This is a genomic window from Methanoculleus sp., from assembly GCF_036677455.1.
Lineage (GTDB): Archaea > Halobacteriota > Methanomicrobia > Methanomicrobiales > Methanoculleaceae > Methanoculleus.
On sequence record NZ_JAVBWL010000049.1, the window covers coordinates 31,386 to 46,659 of the forward strand.

At 61.0% G+C, this 15,274-nt stretch carries 11 protein-coding genes; 8 read left to right on the forward strand and 3 right to left on the reverse strand.

Annotation, left to right across the window (positions count from 1 at the left end; genetic code table 11):
* Nucleotides 1-82 precede the first annotated feature (82 nt).
* The gene (locus V6K60_RS11700; RefSeq protein WP_332450702.1) at nt 83-3,427 is read left to right on the forward strand and encodes a PEGA domain-containing protein; all 3,345 of its coding nucleotides are present in this window, start codon (nt 83-85) and stop codon (nt 3,425-3,427) included.
* 239 nt (nt 3,428-3,666) lie between these two features.
* Here V6K60_RS11700 and V6K60_RS11705 read toward each other — a convergent pair whose 3' ends face one another.
* The gene (locus tag V6K60_RS11705) at nt 3,667-3,969 is read right to left on the reverse strand and encodes a hypothetical protein (protein WP_332450703.1); all 303 of its coding nucleotides are present in this window, start codon (nt 3,967-3,969) and stop codon (nt 3,667-3,669) included.
* A gap of 178 nt (nt 3,970-4,147) precedes the next feature.
* Here V6K60_RS11705 and tuf point away from each other — a divergent pair, with 178 nt between their 5' ends.
* Genes tuf through V6K60_RS11720 form a run of 3 tightly spaced genes read left to right on the forward strand, consistent with a single transcriptional unit; the run spans nt 4,148 to nt 7,459 of the window.
* Nucleotides 4,148-5,425, forward strand: a complete 1,278-nt coding sequence (gene tuf / locus V6K60_RS11710; protein ID WP_332450704.1) for a translation elongation factor EF-1 subunit alpha — start codon at nt 4,148-4,150, stop codon at nt 5,423-5,425.
* A 30-nt stretch (nt 5,426-5,455) separates the two neighbouring features.
* Nucleotides 5,456-5,764, forward strand: coding sequence for a 30S ribosomal protein S10 (rpsJ, locus tag V6K60_RS11715; RefSeq protein ID WP_011843573.1), 309 nt, complete (start codon nt 5,456-5,458; stop codon nt 5,762-5,764).
* 12 nt (nt 5,765-5,776) lie between these two features.
* A complete protein-coding gene (locus tag V6K60_RS11720) occupies nt 5,777-7,459 on the forward strand; it encodes a flippase activity-associated protein Agl23 (RefSeq protein ID WP_332450705.1) in 1,683 nt (560 codons plus the stop codon).
* Between the two features lie 488 nt (nt 7,460-7,947).
* Here the strand turns inward: V6K60_RS11720 and V6K60_RS11725 are convergent, their stop codons facing one another.
* Together V6K60_RS11725 and V6K60_RS11730 are read right to left on the reverse strand one after the other, a co-directional pair.
* Nucleotides 7,948-9,000 carry a hypothetical protein gene (locus V6K60_RS11725; RefSeq protein ID WP_332450706.1) on the reverse strand — a complete coding sequence of 351 codons (1,053 nt, stop codon included), beginning with the start codon at nt 8,998-9,000 and terminating at the stop codon, nt 7,948-7,950.
* Nucleotides 9,001-9,060: 60 nt separating this feature from the next.
* On the reverse strand, nt 9,061-10,227 hold the full coding sequence (locus V6K60_RS11730) for a tubulin/FtsZ family protein (protein ID WP_332450707.1): 1,167 nt from the start codon (nt 10,225-10,227) through the stop codon (nt 9,061-9,063).
* A gap of 114 nt (nt 10,228-10,341) precedes the next feature.
* Here V6K60_RS11730 and V6K60_RS11735 point away from each other — a divergent pair, with 114 nt between their 5' ends.
* From V6K60_RS11735 to V6K60_RS11750, 4 genes are read left to right on the forward strand one after another with little or no spacing between them, the layout of a single operon-like run.
* Nucleotides 10,342-11,574 (forward strand): NAD(P)/FAD-dependent oxidoreductase, encoded by a 1,233-nt coding sequence (locus V6K60_RS11735; protein ID WP_332450708.1) that lies wholly within the window; start codon nt 10,342-10,344, stop codon nt 11,572-11,574.
* Complete coding sequence (locus V6K60_RS11740; protein WP_332450709.1) at nt 11,567-12,286, forward strand: dolichyl-phosphate beta-glucosyltransferase; 720 nt, start codon at nt 11,567-11,569, stop codon at nt 12,284-12,286. Before V6K60_RS11735 ends, V6K60_RS11740 begins: the two co-directional genes overlap by 8 nt.
* The gene (locus V6K60_RS11745; RefSeq protein WP_332450710.1) at nt 12,270-13,250 is read left to right on the forward strand and encodes a lysylphosphatidylglycerol synthase transmembrane domain-containing protein; all 981 of its coding nucleotides are present in this window, start codon (nt 12,270-12,272) and stop codon (nt 13,248-13,250) included. Before V6K60_RS11740 ends, V6K60_RS11745 begins: the two co-directional genes overlap by 17 nt.
* Nucleotides 13,240-15,240 (forward strand): DUF2298 domain-containing protein, encoded by a 2,001-nt coding sequence (locus V6K60_RS11750; protein WP_332450711.1) that lies wholly within the window; start codon nt 13,240-13,242, stop codon nt 15,238-15,240. The genes V6K60_RS11745 and V6K60_RS11750 overlap by 11 nt, the downstream gene beginning before the upstream one ends.
* Nucleotides 15,241-15,274 lie beyond the last annotated feature (34 nt).

Sequence of the window (15,274 nt, forward strand, 5' to 3'; positions counted from 1 at the left end):
CTCCGGCAAAGTGCCGGATGAGAACCGAGTATAGATCAGATGAACCCGGCCGGGATGGCCGGGAACACAGGAGATAGTTGCGATGAAAACCAACCCACACATGCACCCGGCCGGGTGGCGGGAGACGATCGTCATCCTCGTTCTCCTCGTCGCGCTCATCGCCGCACCTGCCGCGGCAGCCGACTTTGGAGGGATCACCCTCCCCGACTACAAGCACATCGACATCACGATGGCAAACGGCGGGGATAAGTACATCAAGTTCGACGGCGGAGGACTCAACGCCCTCCATATCACGACCGACCCGTCCGAGCGCTACGGACAGGTGACGGAGACCAGCACCCAGTCGGGCACATTCTACTTCTCCGATACGGGAGGGCGAGGGTTCTTTGACGACCTCATCCTCATGGTGGCGGTGCAGGGAGAGGTCCCCGATAACTTCAAACTCCACGTCAGGGCAAGCGGCTACCAGTGGACACCGACCCCGGTATTGAACCAGCCTCCGACCATGGAGGAGATCGCGTACAGCGAAGGCTTCACGGACCGGGCTTTCACCAAATCAGACTTCATCTACGCGCCGCAGACCTGGAAACCCTGCCGGGAGGCGAATTACCCGATCTACTACGGCCAGGACATGAGCAAAAACAACCCGGAAGACCGGTTCCACATCATGTTCGTCGACCTCGGGGTCGGCGCGATCGGCCCGAACAGTTTCCTCGACGGGCTGACCGACGGAGGGTGCGCAAAGATCGAGTACTCCTTTGAGAATATGGAGACGTTCGCGGCCTTCAACGCCTACGGCTGGTGCAACCAGTCCAACCAGGGCAGGGGAATCTCATGGTCGAATGACCTTACCGGCTTCTCGGAAACGGGTATAAGCGGCTACTCGGTCCAGGGGACCGGAAAAAGCGGCGATACGGGTGGGTCCGGGAGTGGAGGCGGTAGCAGCGGCGGAAGCGGCGCCGGATCGTCCGCAGGGTCAGGCATCAAGGGCAGCACGCTGAATGCATCGACGACCGGCTCCATCAACGGCACCCTCAACGCCTTCACCGCATCCGGGCCGGCGGAACCCCTGACCGCAGGCTCATCGTCGACCATACGGATCCCCGTCGCCGTCCCCGAAGGCGCGAAGATCGACCGCGGCTTCCTGTACGTCTACGTGAGCAACGCAACGGAGACGGCGACAGGCACCGGGACCGAGGTCACGCCGGCGTTCGGGTTCGACGGTAAGCTGGTCACCCCCGCAGCCGTATCCTGGGACCGGCAGGGGACCGGCTCGGCGCCGATGGCCGGGACGTTTACCCTGGCGATCCCGCCGGAGATGCTCACCGCCGGCGACCGCACACTGACGGTGCAGATAGAAGGAGAGGCAAAGGTCGCCTGCCGTGTACCTGCCGCCCTCCTGGTGCTCGTCGTCAGCGACCCCACCCGGCCCAGGATCGACTACTGGATCGGGGAGGGGTGCGATGATGTCCTCGCAGACCTCTGGGAGGGAACAACCGAAGAGGATGCCACCACCGAGGTGAAGATCGACGGAACCATCGATCGAGATCGGGCTTCCGCAGCACAACTCTACGTCGTGAGCACCGCCGAACCCGACCAGGGCGGCGTGGGGAACCGGGTAGTGCTGAACACCTGGGACTGGCTCAACCCGCTGCAGGAAGGGCCGACAGGGGTCTGGGCCGCAACCCTGGACGTCCTCCCCTTCATCAAGGGATCGGAGAACATCGTGAAGGTGCAGAGTTACCCGGTCGGCATCGCCGGCGACCACCTTCAGAACCGGAACGCCATCCTGGTCATCCGCTCCGGGGCAGCGGGCAGAGAGACATCCCCTGGCATGGAGATCTCCTCCGATGCCCGGAAGGCCTCCAATGAGGAGATCGGATCGTTTGCGCTGACGCACAACGCTACAGGAATGCTCGAGGAAGAACTACGCTACCGCACCGGGAACGGAGAGGTATCACTCGTCTTCCCGGAAGGCAGCCGGATAACCAACGGCACGGGTGCCGCGGTGTCATCGGTGACGATCCGGACGATGAAGGATCTCCCCCCGGTTCCGGGAACCTCAATGGAGCGGGTGTACTGCATCGCCCCGGAGGATGCGACGGCAGAGAACCCATTCGCCATGACGGCGCATGGGCAGGCAACCCATGATGCAGTATGGTACCGCTACGATACCACGGGAGCTGCCTGGCAGCAGGTCAACACCACGATCGACCTCCTGAACGGGACCGTGACCGCATACCCTGAATCGTTCGGTATCTACGGGATGGCCATGCCGTTGCCGGCGGCCCTCACGGTCAGTTCAAACCCTGCCGGCGCGCGGATCCACCTCGACGGCGAGTACACCGGGAAGGTCACCCCGGCCGCCATCAGCCCCGCGGAACCCGGAGACCACACCCTCCGCCTTGAACTAGAGCAGTTCGTGTCGTACGAAGCGAACGTGACGGTTCCGGACGATACAGAACTATTTGCAGACCTCAGCCCTGAGGGTGGCTTTGCAAACCTCGCCCGCCTGAAATTCGGCGAACCGCAGATGGAGCCGGGAGCGGACCGGACAGGTGGCATATACATCACGTCGCGGCCCTCCGGCGCCACCATCTCCATCGATGGAAAGAAGACAGTATTCACGACGCCCCACGTCATTCTGGGCATCCGGGAAGGGAGCCATACGGTGCGGGTGCTCAAGGAAGGCCAGTCGTTCAACACCCCGACAAAGACCGTCTGGGTGGAGAGAGACTGCATCACCCCCGTCCAGATGGATGCACTGGAGCAAGTAATCACCCGGAGGGTTACCCTCGCATCAGACGATTACGCAGGCAACGGGTGCACCATAAACGGTAAGGGGCCGGTCTTCAGGCTGCCGAAGACCGTCGAGGTCGCCGGCGGGAACTCGTTCGTCACCATGAACGACGGTGACCGGTACATCTCCTACAAACTCACGGTCACGGAGGATGGGGGGGCGATCGAGATCGCGCCCCGGGACTACTCCCTCTGCGGACTGCTCGTGGAATCGAGCCCGGCAGGCGCTGAGATCCTGGTAGACGGCTTCAGGACCGGCCTCTGTACCCCCTACCTCATCAGGAACGTCTCGGACGGCCAGCACGTCATCTCCGTCACCCGTCCCGGATACCTGCCCGCAGAGAAGGAGATCCGGCTCACCGACGATCAAAATATCGAGATCGATGCGCGAGTTGCGTTCCGCCTCGAACCCTACCCCTACGGCAGCCTGCACGTGACCAGCGAGCCCGCCGGGGCACAGATCTATCTCTACAACAAGAACACCGGCGAGACGACGCCGCATACGTTCCAGCACATGCCGATCGGGACGTATGAAGTGAAGGTCGTCGGCAACGCTACGTTCCGGACGGCAGACGACATTACGGTCCGGCCGTATGAGGTGACAGAGCGCGTGTTCAACCTGGTTTGAACTGAGCGCGCAAATTCTTTTTTTGCGCTGCGGGACGGACAGCAGTCGGGGAAATTGGTCATATGATACGGGCGGCAACCTCTGCGCCGAACGCCACCGGAGTCTCACGACGATACCCCCGGGTCGCCTCCCGATCCCGCGCGGGGAGAGATAACCCGAAGTCACCCCGTTGAGTTGATGGAGGCGCGGTCGGCAGCCGCGGGCAGATAGGCCATTCCTCCGAGAAGAGACACCGGCGTCTAGCGCCGGTACATCGAACAGAATCCCTCGCCCTTATCGTCCTCGCACTCGATCGCGGTACCATCCCGGACGAGGGTGTTGAACATGAGGGCGGCGTTCATCAGGTTCTCGTCCGGGCTGCCCCCCTGCCGCACGCCGGAGAGAGCCTGGCGTTGCGGTGTCGGGATCGTCCGTCTGCCCACCCGGACACCCGCACAGTGCCGGCAGTAACTGCAGTGAGAGTAGATCGACACCTCACGATCTGCGCATGCAACCGTCACCCGGTCCTTTGCATCGTCGCGGTGAAACTCAAGTGTCTTCATATACGAAGAACGTAGATTTCAGGAGAATAAGATTCTGTCGATTACCAGGGGGTATTTGCGCAATGTGCGCTATTGGCGCGCATAGAAATGCTTTATATGGAGGACGTCCTACGTATAAGTTACTCGCATAAGCAGGCTGTTCGAGGTGACAGGCCTATTTGAGTGGAGGATATTATCTATGGCAGCTGAAAAGCCCCACATGAATTTAGCGGTAATCGGACACATCGACCACGGGAAGTCTACGACCGTCGGCCGGTTGCTCTTTGAGACGGGAGCTGTAGCCCCCCACATCATTGAGTCGTTCAGGAAAGAGGCTGAGACCAAGGGTAAGGGCTCGTTCGAGTTCGCCTGGGTAATGGACAGCCTGAAGGAAGAGCGTGAACGTGGTATCACCATCGATATCGCCCACAAGCGGTTCGACACCGACAAGTACTACTTCACCGTCGTGGACTGCCCCGGCCACCGTGACTTCGTCAAGAACATGATCACGGGCGCGTCCCAGGCAGACGCCGCACTGCTCGTCGTCGCCGCACCCGACGGCGTGATGGAGCAGACCAAGGAGCACGTCTTCCTGTCCCGTACGCTCGGCATCAACCAGCTCATCATCGGCATCAACAAGATGGACGTCGTCAAGTACGATGAGAAGCGCTACAACGAGGTCAAGGAACAGCTCTCCCAGCTGCTCAAGATGGTCGGCTACAAGCCTGACGCCATCAGCTTCATCCCCATGAGCTCATTCGTCGGCGACAACATCGCGAAGCCCAGCGCAAACACCCCCTGGTACAAGGGACAGACGGTGCTCGCTGCACTCAACGCGCTCACGGAGCCCGAGAAGCCCACAAACCTGCCCATGCGTCTCCCCATCCAGGACGTCTACTCCATCTCCGGTATCGGGACCGTGCCTGTTGGCCGTGTCGAGACCGGTATCATGAAGAAGGGGATGAAGGTCAGCTTCATGCCTGCGAACAAAGAGGGTGAGATCAAGTCCATCGAGATGCACCACGAAGAGATCCCGCAGGCGCTCCCGGGCGACAACGTCGGGTTCAACGTCCGTGGTATCGGCAAGGGTGACATCCGCCGTGGTGACGTCTGCGGTCCCGCTGACGTGCCGCCGACCGTCGCTGACGAATTCATCGCGCAGGTCGTCGTGCTCCACCACCCGAGCGCCCTGACCGTCGGCTACACCCCGGTCTTCCACTGCCACACCGCCCAGATCGCGTGTACCTTCGTCGAGCTCCAGAAGAAACTCGACCCCCGCACCGGTCAGGTCAAAGAGGAGAACCCCACGTTCCTCAAGACCGGCGATGCCGCGATCGTCAAGATCAAGCCAACCCAGGCCATGGTCATCGAGAAGGTCAAGGAGATCCCGCAGCTCGGCCGGTTCGCTGTCCGTGATATGGGATCCACCATTGCGGCAGGCGTGTGCATCAACATCACGCCCAAGCAGATGAGATAAGAAGGTACCTATAATTTTTTGGTGGTAGACATGCAGAAGGCCAGAATACGTCTTTCAGGAACTGACTTTGAGAAGATCGAGATGGTCTGTGATAGGATCAAAGAGATAGCAGAGCGTACCGGCGTCAATCTGGCAGGTCCGATCCCGCTGCCCACGAAGAAACTCGTGGTGCCCACCAGGAAGAGCCCTGACGGCGAAGGTACCGCAACCTGGGATCGCTGGCAGATGCGGGTGCACAAGAGACTCATCGACATCGATGCCGACGAGCGTGCACTGCGCCAGCTGATGCGCATTCAGGTTCCAAAAGACATCGGCATCGAGATCGTGCTGGAGAGTTGAGGTGAGAGCGGCGTGAAGGCCGCCGCGTTCGCGGCAGAGTACCGTGAACGACTACTCTCATTCGAGGGGCTTTTCCTCCTCATACTTCTGGCCACAATTATTCTTCGTTTTTATTCCCTGGATTTAAAACTCTTTCATCACGACGAGGCTATTCACGCGTGGTTCTCCTACAAGATCCTGACCGAGGGGACCTACCTCTACGACCCCATGTACCATGGGCCGTTGCGCTACTACGTCACGGCCGGCATGTTTGCACTCTTCGGCGACTCGGATCTCGTAGGAAGGCTCGTCCCCGCGCTGCTCGGGACCCTGCTCGTCCCGCTGCTCTACCCGATCTACAAGCTCGGATACCTCGACAAGAAACAGACCCTGGTAGCGGCGCTCTTCCTTGCCGTATCGCCGAACATGGTCTACTTTTCAAGGTTCCTCCGGGACGACCCCTTCATCATCTTCTTCACGATGGTGCTCCTGGTTGCCCTCCTTTACTACTTCGAGCGAGGGCAGATGCGGTATGCGCTCCTTGCCGGGACGGCGATCGGCCTCGGGATATCCACGATGGAGAACATGCCGATCGTCATCCTGATCTTCGGGGCGTACCTCCTTTACGCGGTCTGGACAAGGAAGATCCGGCTCCCGGCCCACTGGGTCCGGGATCTCGCGCTCGTCGCTCTCATCGTCTTCGGGATCATGGCGGCCTTCTACTCGTCGTTCGGCGCCCACCCGGAGATGATCCTGACCTGGTGGATCCGGGCCATCGAGCACTGGACATCGATGCACCAGATGCAGCGTCTTGGGGGGCCGCCGTACTTCTACATCCTGCTCTTCATCCTCTACGAGGTGCCGATCCTGATCCTCGCCATCATCGGGGTTTTGCAGTTCATCGACATCCCCGGCGCTGTCTCCCGCTGGAGAGAGAGGAGGGAGAGGCGCGTAGAGAGTCCCGAGGCGACGGAAGGGGCTGAAGGAGGCGACGAAGAACCTCCGGCGGTTGCAGCCCCACCCGCCCCGCAGCCACAGGGCTGGAGGGACCGGCTCCGCGAGATCCTCTCAGGTAAGGGAGAGATCCAGCAGATCGATCGGCAGAGGGAGTTTGCGCGGTTCGCCATCTTCTGGATGCTCCTCTCGATGGCGGCCTACGCCTACATCGGCGAGAAGGTGCCGTGGCTGATCCTCCACCAGCTCCTGCCCATGATCTTCGTTGCGGTCTATGCGATGACGACGAAGAAGGCAGTCATCGCCGTCGCGGCAAGCGTCTTCCTGATCGTGATGACGTTCCATGTGGCGTTCACCCCCGCAGACATCAATGAGCCCATTGTGCAGGTGCAGAACTCCGAAGACCTGCGGGAGGTCTTTGCAAAGATTGACGCCGCGGACCACGTGGCGATTGCGACCGACAATTACTGGCCGCTCCCCTGGTATTACCGGGGTGAAAACGCCTCGAAGCTCGCGTATTACAGCCAGAAGGTAAGCGAGGCGACGATCTATGGAGGCGGCTACGACCTCGTGATCACCCACGACGGCAACACCTACCCGGCGCTCGAGGGCTACGAGAAGGAGACCTACCGGCTGAACTACTGGTTCTCGTACGATGAGAATAAAGACAGGCTGCTCGAGTACTACTTCCTGAGGGACGGGAAGGTAGGGAGCAGGAACATCGAGGTCTTCTCGAAGGTCCCTACGGCGACAACGGCATGATACTCCGCCCGGGCGCTTGCCCGAAGATCCTCCTCTTTTTCCAAAACGTGCCTCGTCGGCTCTGGAGCGGGTAGCGGTCCTGATACCGACGCCAGGGCTCGTTCCCGGCCCTGTTGATGCTCCACGCTCGCCTTCCCACACGCTTCACACCTGTCAGCGCGGACCTATAACGTGCAGGTGCCCCGCCACACCCTTCCAACCTCATCGCAATCCATGCAAGAAGACGCTTATCGCTATCACATATCGCTATCTGTATGTACTTTCACCTACAAAGGCAGGGTGCTGCCCCTCTCGGAAGGAGGCGCCTCAATCTACAGGTATTCCGACCTGCTGAGCCGCATAGACATCCCCGAGGCCATAGATATAGCCAGGAAGAAGAGGAAGCTGGCGTAGAGGGACCTGGGGGATTGGCCGTCCTCAGGATCCCAAGAGAGGTCCGGGGGGCAGGATCCGGACAAAAAAATCAGGTGTGAAAAAGAGTGATTGGGCTATCCGAGTTCGTCCCAGCCGGACTTCTTCCGGTAGAGAACAACCCCCACGACGATCAGGACGATGACAATCCCGGCACCGATGTAGAGGAGGAGGTTCCCGCCGAAGTTAAATCCTTCACCGATCTTCTCCCGGAGGGCGTTGGCATCGGCCAGCGCTTCGTTCGCCTTATTCTGGCTGTCAGTCGCCTTCGAGCGTGCCAGCGGGTAGTTCTTTGCGTTCAGGTTGTCCTGCGCCTGGGAGTAGAACTGGACGGCGCTCTCGCGCTTGGTCATGATGGCGACCACCTGCGGGTCGCTCGCCATCGAGCGGTTCTCAACGAAGTAGGTGATCATCCCATCGAGGGACTCGATCGTCGCGGCGGTATTGGCGACCTCCTTCTCGGCCCATGCCTTATCTAGGAGCGCTTTCGCCTCGTCCATATTCTTCGTGGCGGTGGTGATGTATCCCGCCGCCTGCGACGGACTTGCAGACGCGGCGCTGGTGAGCGCCTGACTCGCGGCGTTGTACTTGGTCTGCGCGGTGGAGACGTCCACGCCCTTTGAGGCTTTGTCATCGATGTCGGCCTTCAGGTCTTTGAGTTTCTGCTGCTGGAGGGAGAGAGAACTCCCGACCTGGGTCGCACTCACGACGTCGCGGTTGACGGAGTGGGTGTCCCTCACGGTGTCACCCTGCATGTGCTGGATCTTGATAACCTCAATCTTTCCGCCTGCCCCCGAAGGCACATTGCCGCGCAATTGGATGTCCAGCTGGGTATCGTCTTCACCGTAGTTGACCTCATACTCCGTCAGGACCGGGTAGTATCCGGTCCTCTTGGTGGTATAGATGGCAACGCCGTCACGGTAGATCTTGAAGTCCCAGGAGGGGTCCGATAGGCCGGTGCTGAACTCAAACGTCTCGTCAGTACCCCCGGTGCCAGTACCGGTGGTGGCCATCTCGTAGGTGAGCACGTACCGCGCGGTCACCTGCTGGCCGGGTTCAAGAGCGCCGCTCGCCGGGTTGATAGTCTCGGTCTTGATATCGAAACCTGCCGCCGCTGATGCCACTTGCACGGCACAGACCAGTGCCAGCAGAACTATGATCCATCTGATATTTGCCTTCATTGCGTTGCCTCACTCAAATAGTGGTTCTATGCCGTCATCGAACATGGTCGAACGTTTTTCCTTTGATTTCAGGACGTCTTCTTTTGTTGCCTTTGCAATCTCAAGAAGGTCAGTGATCCGGGGAGCGTTTCCTATCGTCGCAAGGACCACCACCGCAGCGACGTAGTCGCTCTGCACCGGGTAGTCCCCGCCACGCACCTCGACCCCGGCGATGTTCTCCTCCACCCAGCTCTTCGACTTTTCTACACCCTTTCGGTCCATCTCATCCGGGGGGCCCGCGAGGAGAACAAGCCCCCGCTCTGCCGTCGAGTAGTCGCACGGCAGGGTGAGGCGCCCGAGCATGGCACGCCTGACGAGGGCGATGATCTTCGCCGATTTGTCCTCCCCGGTCAGCACCTCCTCGGTCTTCTCCTTCTTCCGCATCAGGCCGGAGAGAAACCCCTGCGACTGCTTCGTTCGGGGGCTGACCTTCTCGCTGATGGCGTATCCGACAGTGCTGATGCCGCCGCCGCGCAGGGTGTTGATGACCTCGCTCGAATCCACGACCATCTCACCGACGCCCGCCTTGCCGACTTCGCCTGCGCGGAAGAGTACGCCGAACCGCCGGACAATCTCGTCGTTCAACCGGTTGTAGGCATCCTTGACGCTCTCACCCTCATTCTTCCAGGCACTGTTATCAAAAATGAAGGTGTTATCCGCCTCATTCACCAGGGTGCTCAGGGAACGGGCTGCATTATACGAATAGAGCCGGCCTTCCTCAGGGGCAGGCAGGATGCCGATCGCGTAGACCGGTTCCCGGTAGATGCGCTTCAAGTGCCGGGCCAGGACCGGCGAGCCCCCGGAGCCGGTCCCGCCGCCGAGGCCTGCGATGATGACGAAAGCATCGACATCGTGCGTCCCCCTCGAGTCGATCGCGTTGATGATGGCATCAATCTCATCGGCGGTCACTCGTGCGCCGGTTACGTTATCGGTGCCGACACCGTGACCCTTGACCACCGTCTGCCCGATCAGGAGCCGGTCCTTTAATTCAATATTTTTGAGCCCCATCAGGTCGGTGCGTGCCGTGTTTACCGCGATGCCCCTGAAATTCTGGGTCTGCATCCGTTTATCCTGTTCAATGAACATATCAACGATTTTGCCCCCAGCCTGTCCGAATCCTATGAAGAAGACCCTCATTCAGCTTCACACCCTCATATTGCCTAATCAATAATATCGACGTTTATGTATAAAGACGTTGTATACTTTATAACTCAAAAGTGTTCTTATAATTTTCACACGTTGTGGTAAGTGATGAAGATCTGCGTTGTGGGGGGAGGTCTATCCGGTCTGGTCTCGGCTCTCGAACTTGCCGGAATGCACCAGGTGGATCTCTATGAGCAAAGGCCCATTCCCGGGGGCTGTCTCGGTTCGTACCGGATCGGCGACTACTGGATTGAGGAGTACTATCACCATTGCTTTGCCGGCGATACCAGCCTGCTCGGCCTCTTCGATAAGTTACAGATGACCGATCGGCTGGAATGGCTTCATGGGTCTACCGGCTACTACGTCGACGGAGTCATCCACCCGCTCACCGCCCTGACCGAGATCCTGCGCTATCCCCATCTCACGTTCCTCGAGAAGGCCCGTCTCGGCCTGCTGACCCTGCGCTCCCGAAGGCTCGACGTGGCAGCGCTCGACGAGATCACCGCAAAGGACTTCATCCTCGACAACCTCGGCCCCGGCATCTATACCTCGTTCTTTGAGCCGCTCTTGAAGAGCAAGTTCGGGGAGCGCCGTGACGAAGTCTCTGCAGCCTGGCTCATATCCCGTATCGCGATCCGGTCGGACCGGGGTGCCGGGGGCGAGCGCCTGGGCTATCTGAGGGGAGGTTTCCAGCACTTCGTAGCACGACTCGAGGAAGAGGCGACGGGGCAGGGCGCCTCGATCATGCTCGACTCTCCTGTTGAGGAGATCCGGCGGGCGGGTGATGGCTGGCTTGTCAACAGTGAGGCCTATGACTGCGTCGTATCGACACTCCCGCCGCAGGTGACCGCAGACCTCGCCGGCCTCGATATCGCCCCGGTGCCCTACCAGGGCGCCGCCTGCATGACCCTCGCGCTCGACCGCGACGTGACCAACGGCATATACTGGCTGAACATGAAGGATGCGGCCCCGTACGGTGCGGTGGTCTCGCACACCAACTTCGCCCCGCTCGCGTGGTACGGCGAACATATCGTCTACCTTGCATCCTACTTCGCTGGCAAGCTCCCGGAGGGTTTTGAGCAGTCGATGCTTAACGACTTTTGCCGGCGGTTTTCCGTCAGCGAGAAGGAGGTGCACTGGCACCGGCTCGCCGTCGACCCATACGCAGGCCCGGTCTACACGACCGGGCTCCGGAACCGCCTGCCCGCCTACGAGGAGCGCGGCCTCTTCCTCGCAGGGATGTTCAGCCCCCCGAACTACCCCGAGCGGAGCATGAACGGTTCGGTCGTCGCCGGGCAGGAAGTGGCAAGAAGGGTTCTCGCGAGGTACCCGGATGCGTGAGATCGAGGTGAGCGCCGTCCTGCCGGTCTACAACGACCTCTCAGCGCTCAAGACCGCCATACCGCAGTCGCTTGAGACGCTGGAGGCGATCGCGCCGGGACAGTTTGAGTTGATCGTCGCCGAGGACGGGAGCACCGACGGGAGCACCGAGTTCGTCAGGGAGTACGAGGCTAACGACCCCCGGGTTCGCCTGTTCCATTCCGACGAGCGGCTCGGGCGGGGTCGGGCCCTCAACCGTGCGTTTACCGGAGCAGAGGGATCGATCGTCTGCTACTACGACGTCGACCTCGCCACCGACATGCGGCACCTCACAGAACTGATCGGCGCCATCCGGGACGGCTACGATATCGCAACCGGCTCCCGCCTCCTCCCCGAGAGCGATATCAACCGGAGTGGCGAAAGAGAGATCGCAAGCCGCGGCTATAACATGCTCGTCCGGACGATCCTCGGGAGCTCGCTCCACGATCACCAGTGCGGGTTCAAAGCGTTCCGACGCGACCGCCTCCTTGACCTGCTCCCATCGGTGACCGCGGGCCACTGGTTCTGGGACACCGAGGTGCTGGTGCGGGCACAGAAGAACGGGTACCGGGTACAGGAGTTCCCCGTGCAGTGGCGGCAGGGAGAGGGGACGACTGTGCGTAGAAAAGATGTTGTCGAGATGGGATCGGCGATCGTGCGTCTCTGGTGGCGGCTTCATGTGGAAGAAGGTTAGCGCTGTCGTCCTCCCCACCCTGCTCGCGGTCGGGATCGTTGTCTACATGCTCTACCGCGTGTGGGACGACCTCCTGCTGACGCTCGAACATGCCGTGGTACCCTTCCTCTTTGCCGCCGTAGGGATCTGCGTTGTTGCCTGGGTCCTCCGGGGGTTTCGGTACCAGTTCATCCTGCAGGGGCTCGACATCAAAAAGAGCCTTGGCTTTTCGACCGCCTGCATCTTCATCTCCCAGACGGCCAACCTCATCGTTCCCGCCCGCCTCGGCGACCTTGTACGGATGCTCATCTTGAAGCACGAGGACGACGCCACCTACTCGCAGGGGTTCTCGTCCCTCATCGTCGAACGCGTCTTTGATATCCTCATGATCGCGGTGCTCGGGGCCGTCGCGCTCCCGTTCGTCCTCGCCGTCCTCGATGTCCCCGACTGGTTCGTCACGGCCATCATCGTCCCCCTCGTCGCAGGAGGCATCTTCTTTGCCGTCCTCCTCTGGTCTGGCAGGATGAAGTCCGAGAACCGGATCGTCGTTACCATCCAGAGGATGCTCGACGAAGTGAAACGGGCTTCCCTCAATCCCCGGGCCCTCGTTACGCTCAGCGGCTCATCGCTCCTCATATGGCTCGTCGACGTGCTGGTCTGCTTCGCGGTCGTCCTGATGTTCCAGGTCCCGGTCCCATTCGGCATCGTCATCCTCGCGATCGTCATCGGCAACCTCGTCAAGGCGGTGCCGGTCACCCCGGGAGGGGTGGGGACCTATGAACTCGCGCTCGCGCTGACCTTCGGGCTCGCGGGAACGCCGGCAGCCACGGCGACGCTGATCGCGGTCGTCGACCACCTGATCAAGAACCTGGTCACGCTCATCGGGGGCGTCGGGTCGATCTACTACTTCGGCGACTGGTCGATGGACCTCTTAAAGAAGGCTTTTTCCAGGGAGATCGAGAAGGAGGAGACGTTTGGCGGGTGAATTCGTCGTCCAGGTCCTGTTCTGGCTTGCAGTCGTCAAACTGCTCCAGCTCGGGACCTGGCCGGCGCTCGACCGCACCCTTGGTAACCTCGCGGCCGCCGCCGCATACCCGGCGGCGGTCCTCCTCTTCACCCTCGGGTCCTGGTACTGCGGCCTGCTGGGCCTTCCGGTCTGGCTCCCCCTCCTGCCGTTCCTCGCCGCTATCGCCCTCGCCGGGGCGCGGGGGTTCTATGGGAGGGAGCGCCTGCGATCGGCACTCACCTGGGACCTCGCCTTCCTGATCCCCTTCCTCTTCATGCTCGAGGTGCGCTGGATCAACCCGACCATCTCTTACGCTGAGAAGTTCATGGACCACGCCATCCTCGCGTCGATCATGCGGCAACCGATCGTCCCGCCGCTCGACCCCTGGTACGCGGGGGGGACGCTCGACGTCTACTACTACCTCGGCTACTGGATGAGCGGGGTGCTCGGTCTTACGGCCGGGGTGCCCTCGACGGTCACGTTCAACCTCGTCCTCCCGACCGTGCTCGGCCTTGCCGTCGTCTCGCTCTACGCCCTCGGGCATCTTCTCCTCGATCGCCACCGGTGGCTCCCGGTGCTTGCCCTCTTCATCCCGAACCCATCGGCAATCTACCATATCGTTATCGGAGATTCCTGGTTTGACGTCCTCTGGGGAAGCACCAGGACAATCACAAACACCATCAACGAGTATCCCATCTTCTCGATGCTCTGGGGCGACGTGCACCCGCACGTGATGAGTTTCTTCAACCAGGGATTCCTGCTCTTTCTCCTGGTCTTCGCTTACCTGCGGTGGGGGACCCTCTCGATGCGGGGGCGAGCGATCCTCTGCGGACTTGCCGCCCTCTCTCTCGGGTCCATGCCCGGGTTCAACTCCTGGGATGTGCTGGTCTATGCCCCGGTCACCCTGGTCTTCGGCCTCCTGGTCTGGCGGCGCTATGGAAACTTTGCACGGGACAGGGCAAAGTCCTGGATGGTGCTTGCGGCGGTGCCGCCGCTTGCGATCCTGGCGTATCTCCCGTTCTACCTGCAGCTCAACAGTCCCGGCATCGAAGGGATCGGGATCGTCCCGACGCCCTCCGCCCCGGTGGAGTTTCTGCTGGTCCACGGATTCTTCCTTGCGGTGCTGGTCGCCTACTGTCTTCCCGATATCAGGAAACGCCCCTACCTCCTCCTTGCCGCGGTGCCGTTCCTGGTCGCCGGCTATCCGTCCGCGGCCATCGCCGCCGTCCCGCTGGCCTACCTCCTTGTTCGCCGCCGGTTCTCGGCTATCGATACGCTCGCCATCTTCGGGCTCGCGATCATCCTCGCGACAGAGATCATCTACCTCGTAGACAACATGGGAGAGACCTACTTCCGGATGAACACGCTCTTCAAGTTCTACCTCCCCGCCTGGTTCCTGATGGGGACGGCAAGCCTCTCCATCATCGGGAAGTGGCTCGAGGGCGCCGGAGTAGAAGATCGCATACCCGCCGGGATAAGGAAGGGGTTGCCGGTTCTGGTCGTGGCGCTCGTCCTCATCGCACCCTTCGCGATCAACATCGACTTCGGTTACGGGAGCCGGACCCTCGACGGGGCGGCATACTTAGATGGCTCGCATCCCGGGGATGCGGCAGCGATCGTATTCCTCCGGGACCTCCCGGGCGACCATATCATCATCGAGGCGGAGGGCGGAGATTACACCTACTACTCCCGGGTATCGTCGTTCTCCGGCATCCCGGCGGTCATCGGGATGCCGTTTCACGAGTACATGTGGCGGGGCGACGAGGGGCGGGTAGGCCAGCGGAGTGCCGACGTGCGGGCAATATACGAACAGCCGTCTCGGACCGTCGACCTTGCGCGGGCCTACAACGCCACGCTCCTCTACGTGGGTGCAAGCGAGCGCGATCGTTACACTGTCTCAATCCCGACGGAGACGCTTGAACTCATCTATGATAAAGACGGAGTCCAGATATACAGGATTCCGGCGTAGTGTCACTGGCGACCGCGCTCATGCGGGCAGGCAC

What these genes read in the sequence shown, in the direction of transcription:
- V6K60_RS11700 (WP_332450702.1), top strand. Translation starts at nt 83, where the DNA reads ATGAAAACCAACCCACACATGCACCCGGCCGGGTGGCGGGAGACGATC.
- tuf (WP_332450704.1), top strand. Translation starts at nt 4,148, where the DNA reads ATGGCAGCTGAAAAGCCCCACATGAATTTAGCGGTAATCGGACACATC.
- V6K60_RS11745 (WP_332450710.1), top strand. Translation starts at nt 12,270, where the DNA reads ATGTGGAAGAAGGTTAGCGCTGTCGTCCTCCCCACCCTGCTCGCGGTC.
- V6K60_RS11705 (WP_332450703.1), bottom strand. Translation starts at nt 3,969, where the DNA reads ATGAAGACACTTGAGTTTCACCGCGACGATGCAAAGGACCGGGTGACG.
- V6K60_RS11730 (WP_332450707.1), bottom strand. Translation starts at nt 10,227, where the DNA reads ATGAGGGTCTTCTTCATAGGATTCGGACAGGCTGGGGGCAAAATCGTT.
- V6K60_RS11740 (WP_332450709.1), top strand. Translation starts at nt 11,567, where the DNA reads ATGCGTGAGATCGAGGTGAGCGCCGTCCTGCCGGTCTACAACGACCTC.
- V6K60_RS11735 (WP_332450708.1), top strand. Translation starts at nt 10,342, where the DNA reads ATGAAGATCTGCGTTGTGGGGGGAGGTCTATCCGGTCTGGTCTCGGCT.
- rpsJ (WP_011843573.1), top strand. Translation starts at nt 5,456, where the DNA reads ATGCAGAAGGCCAGAATACGTCTTTCAGGAACTGACTTTGAGAAGATC.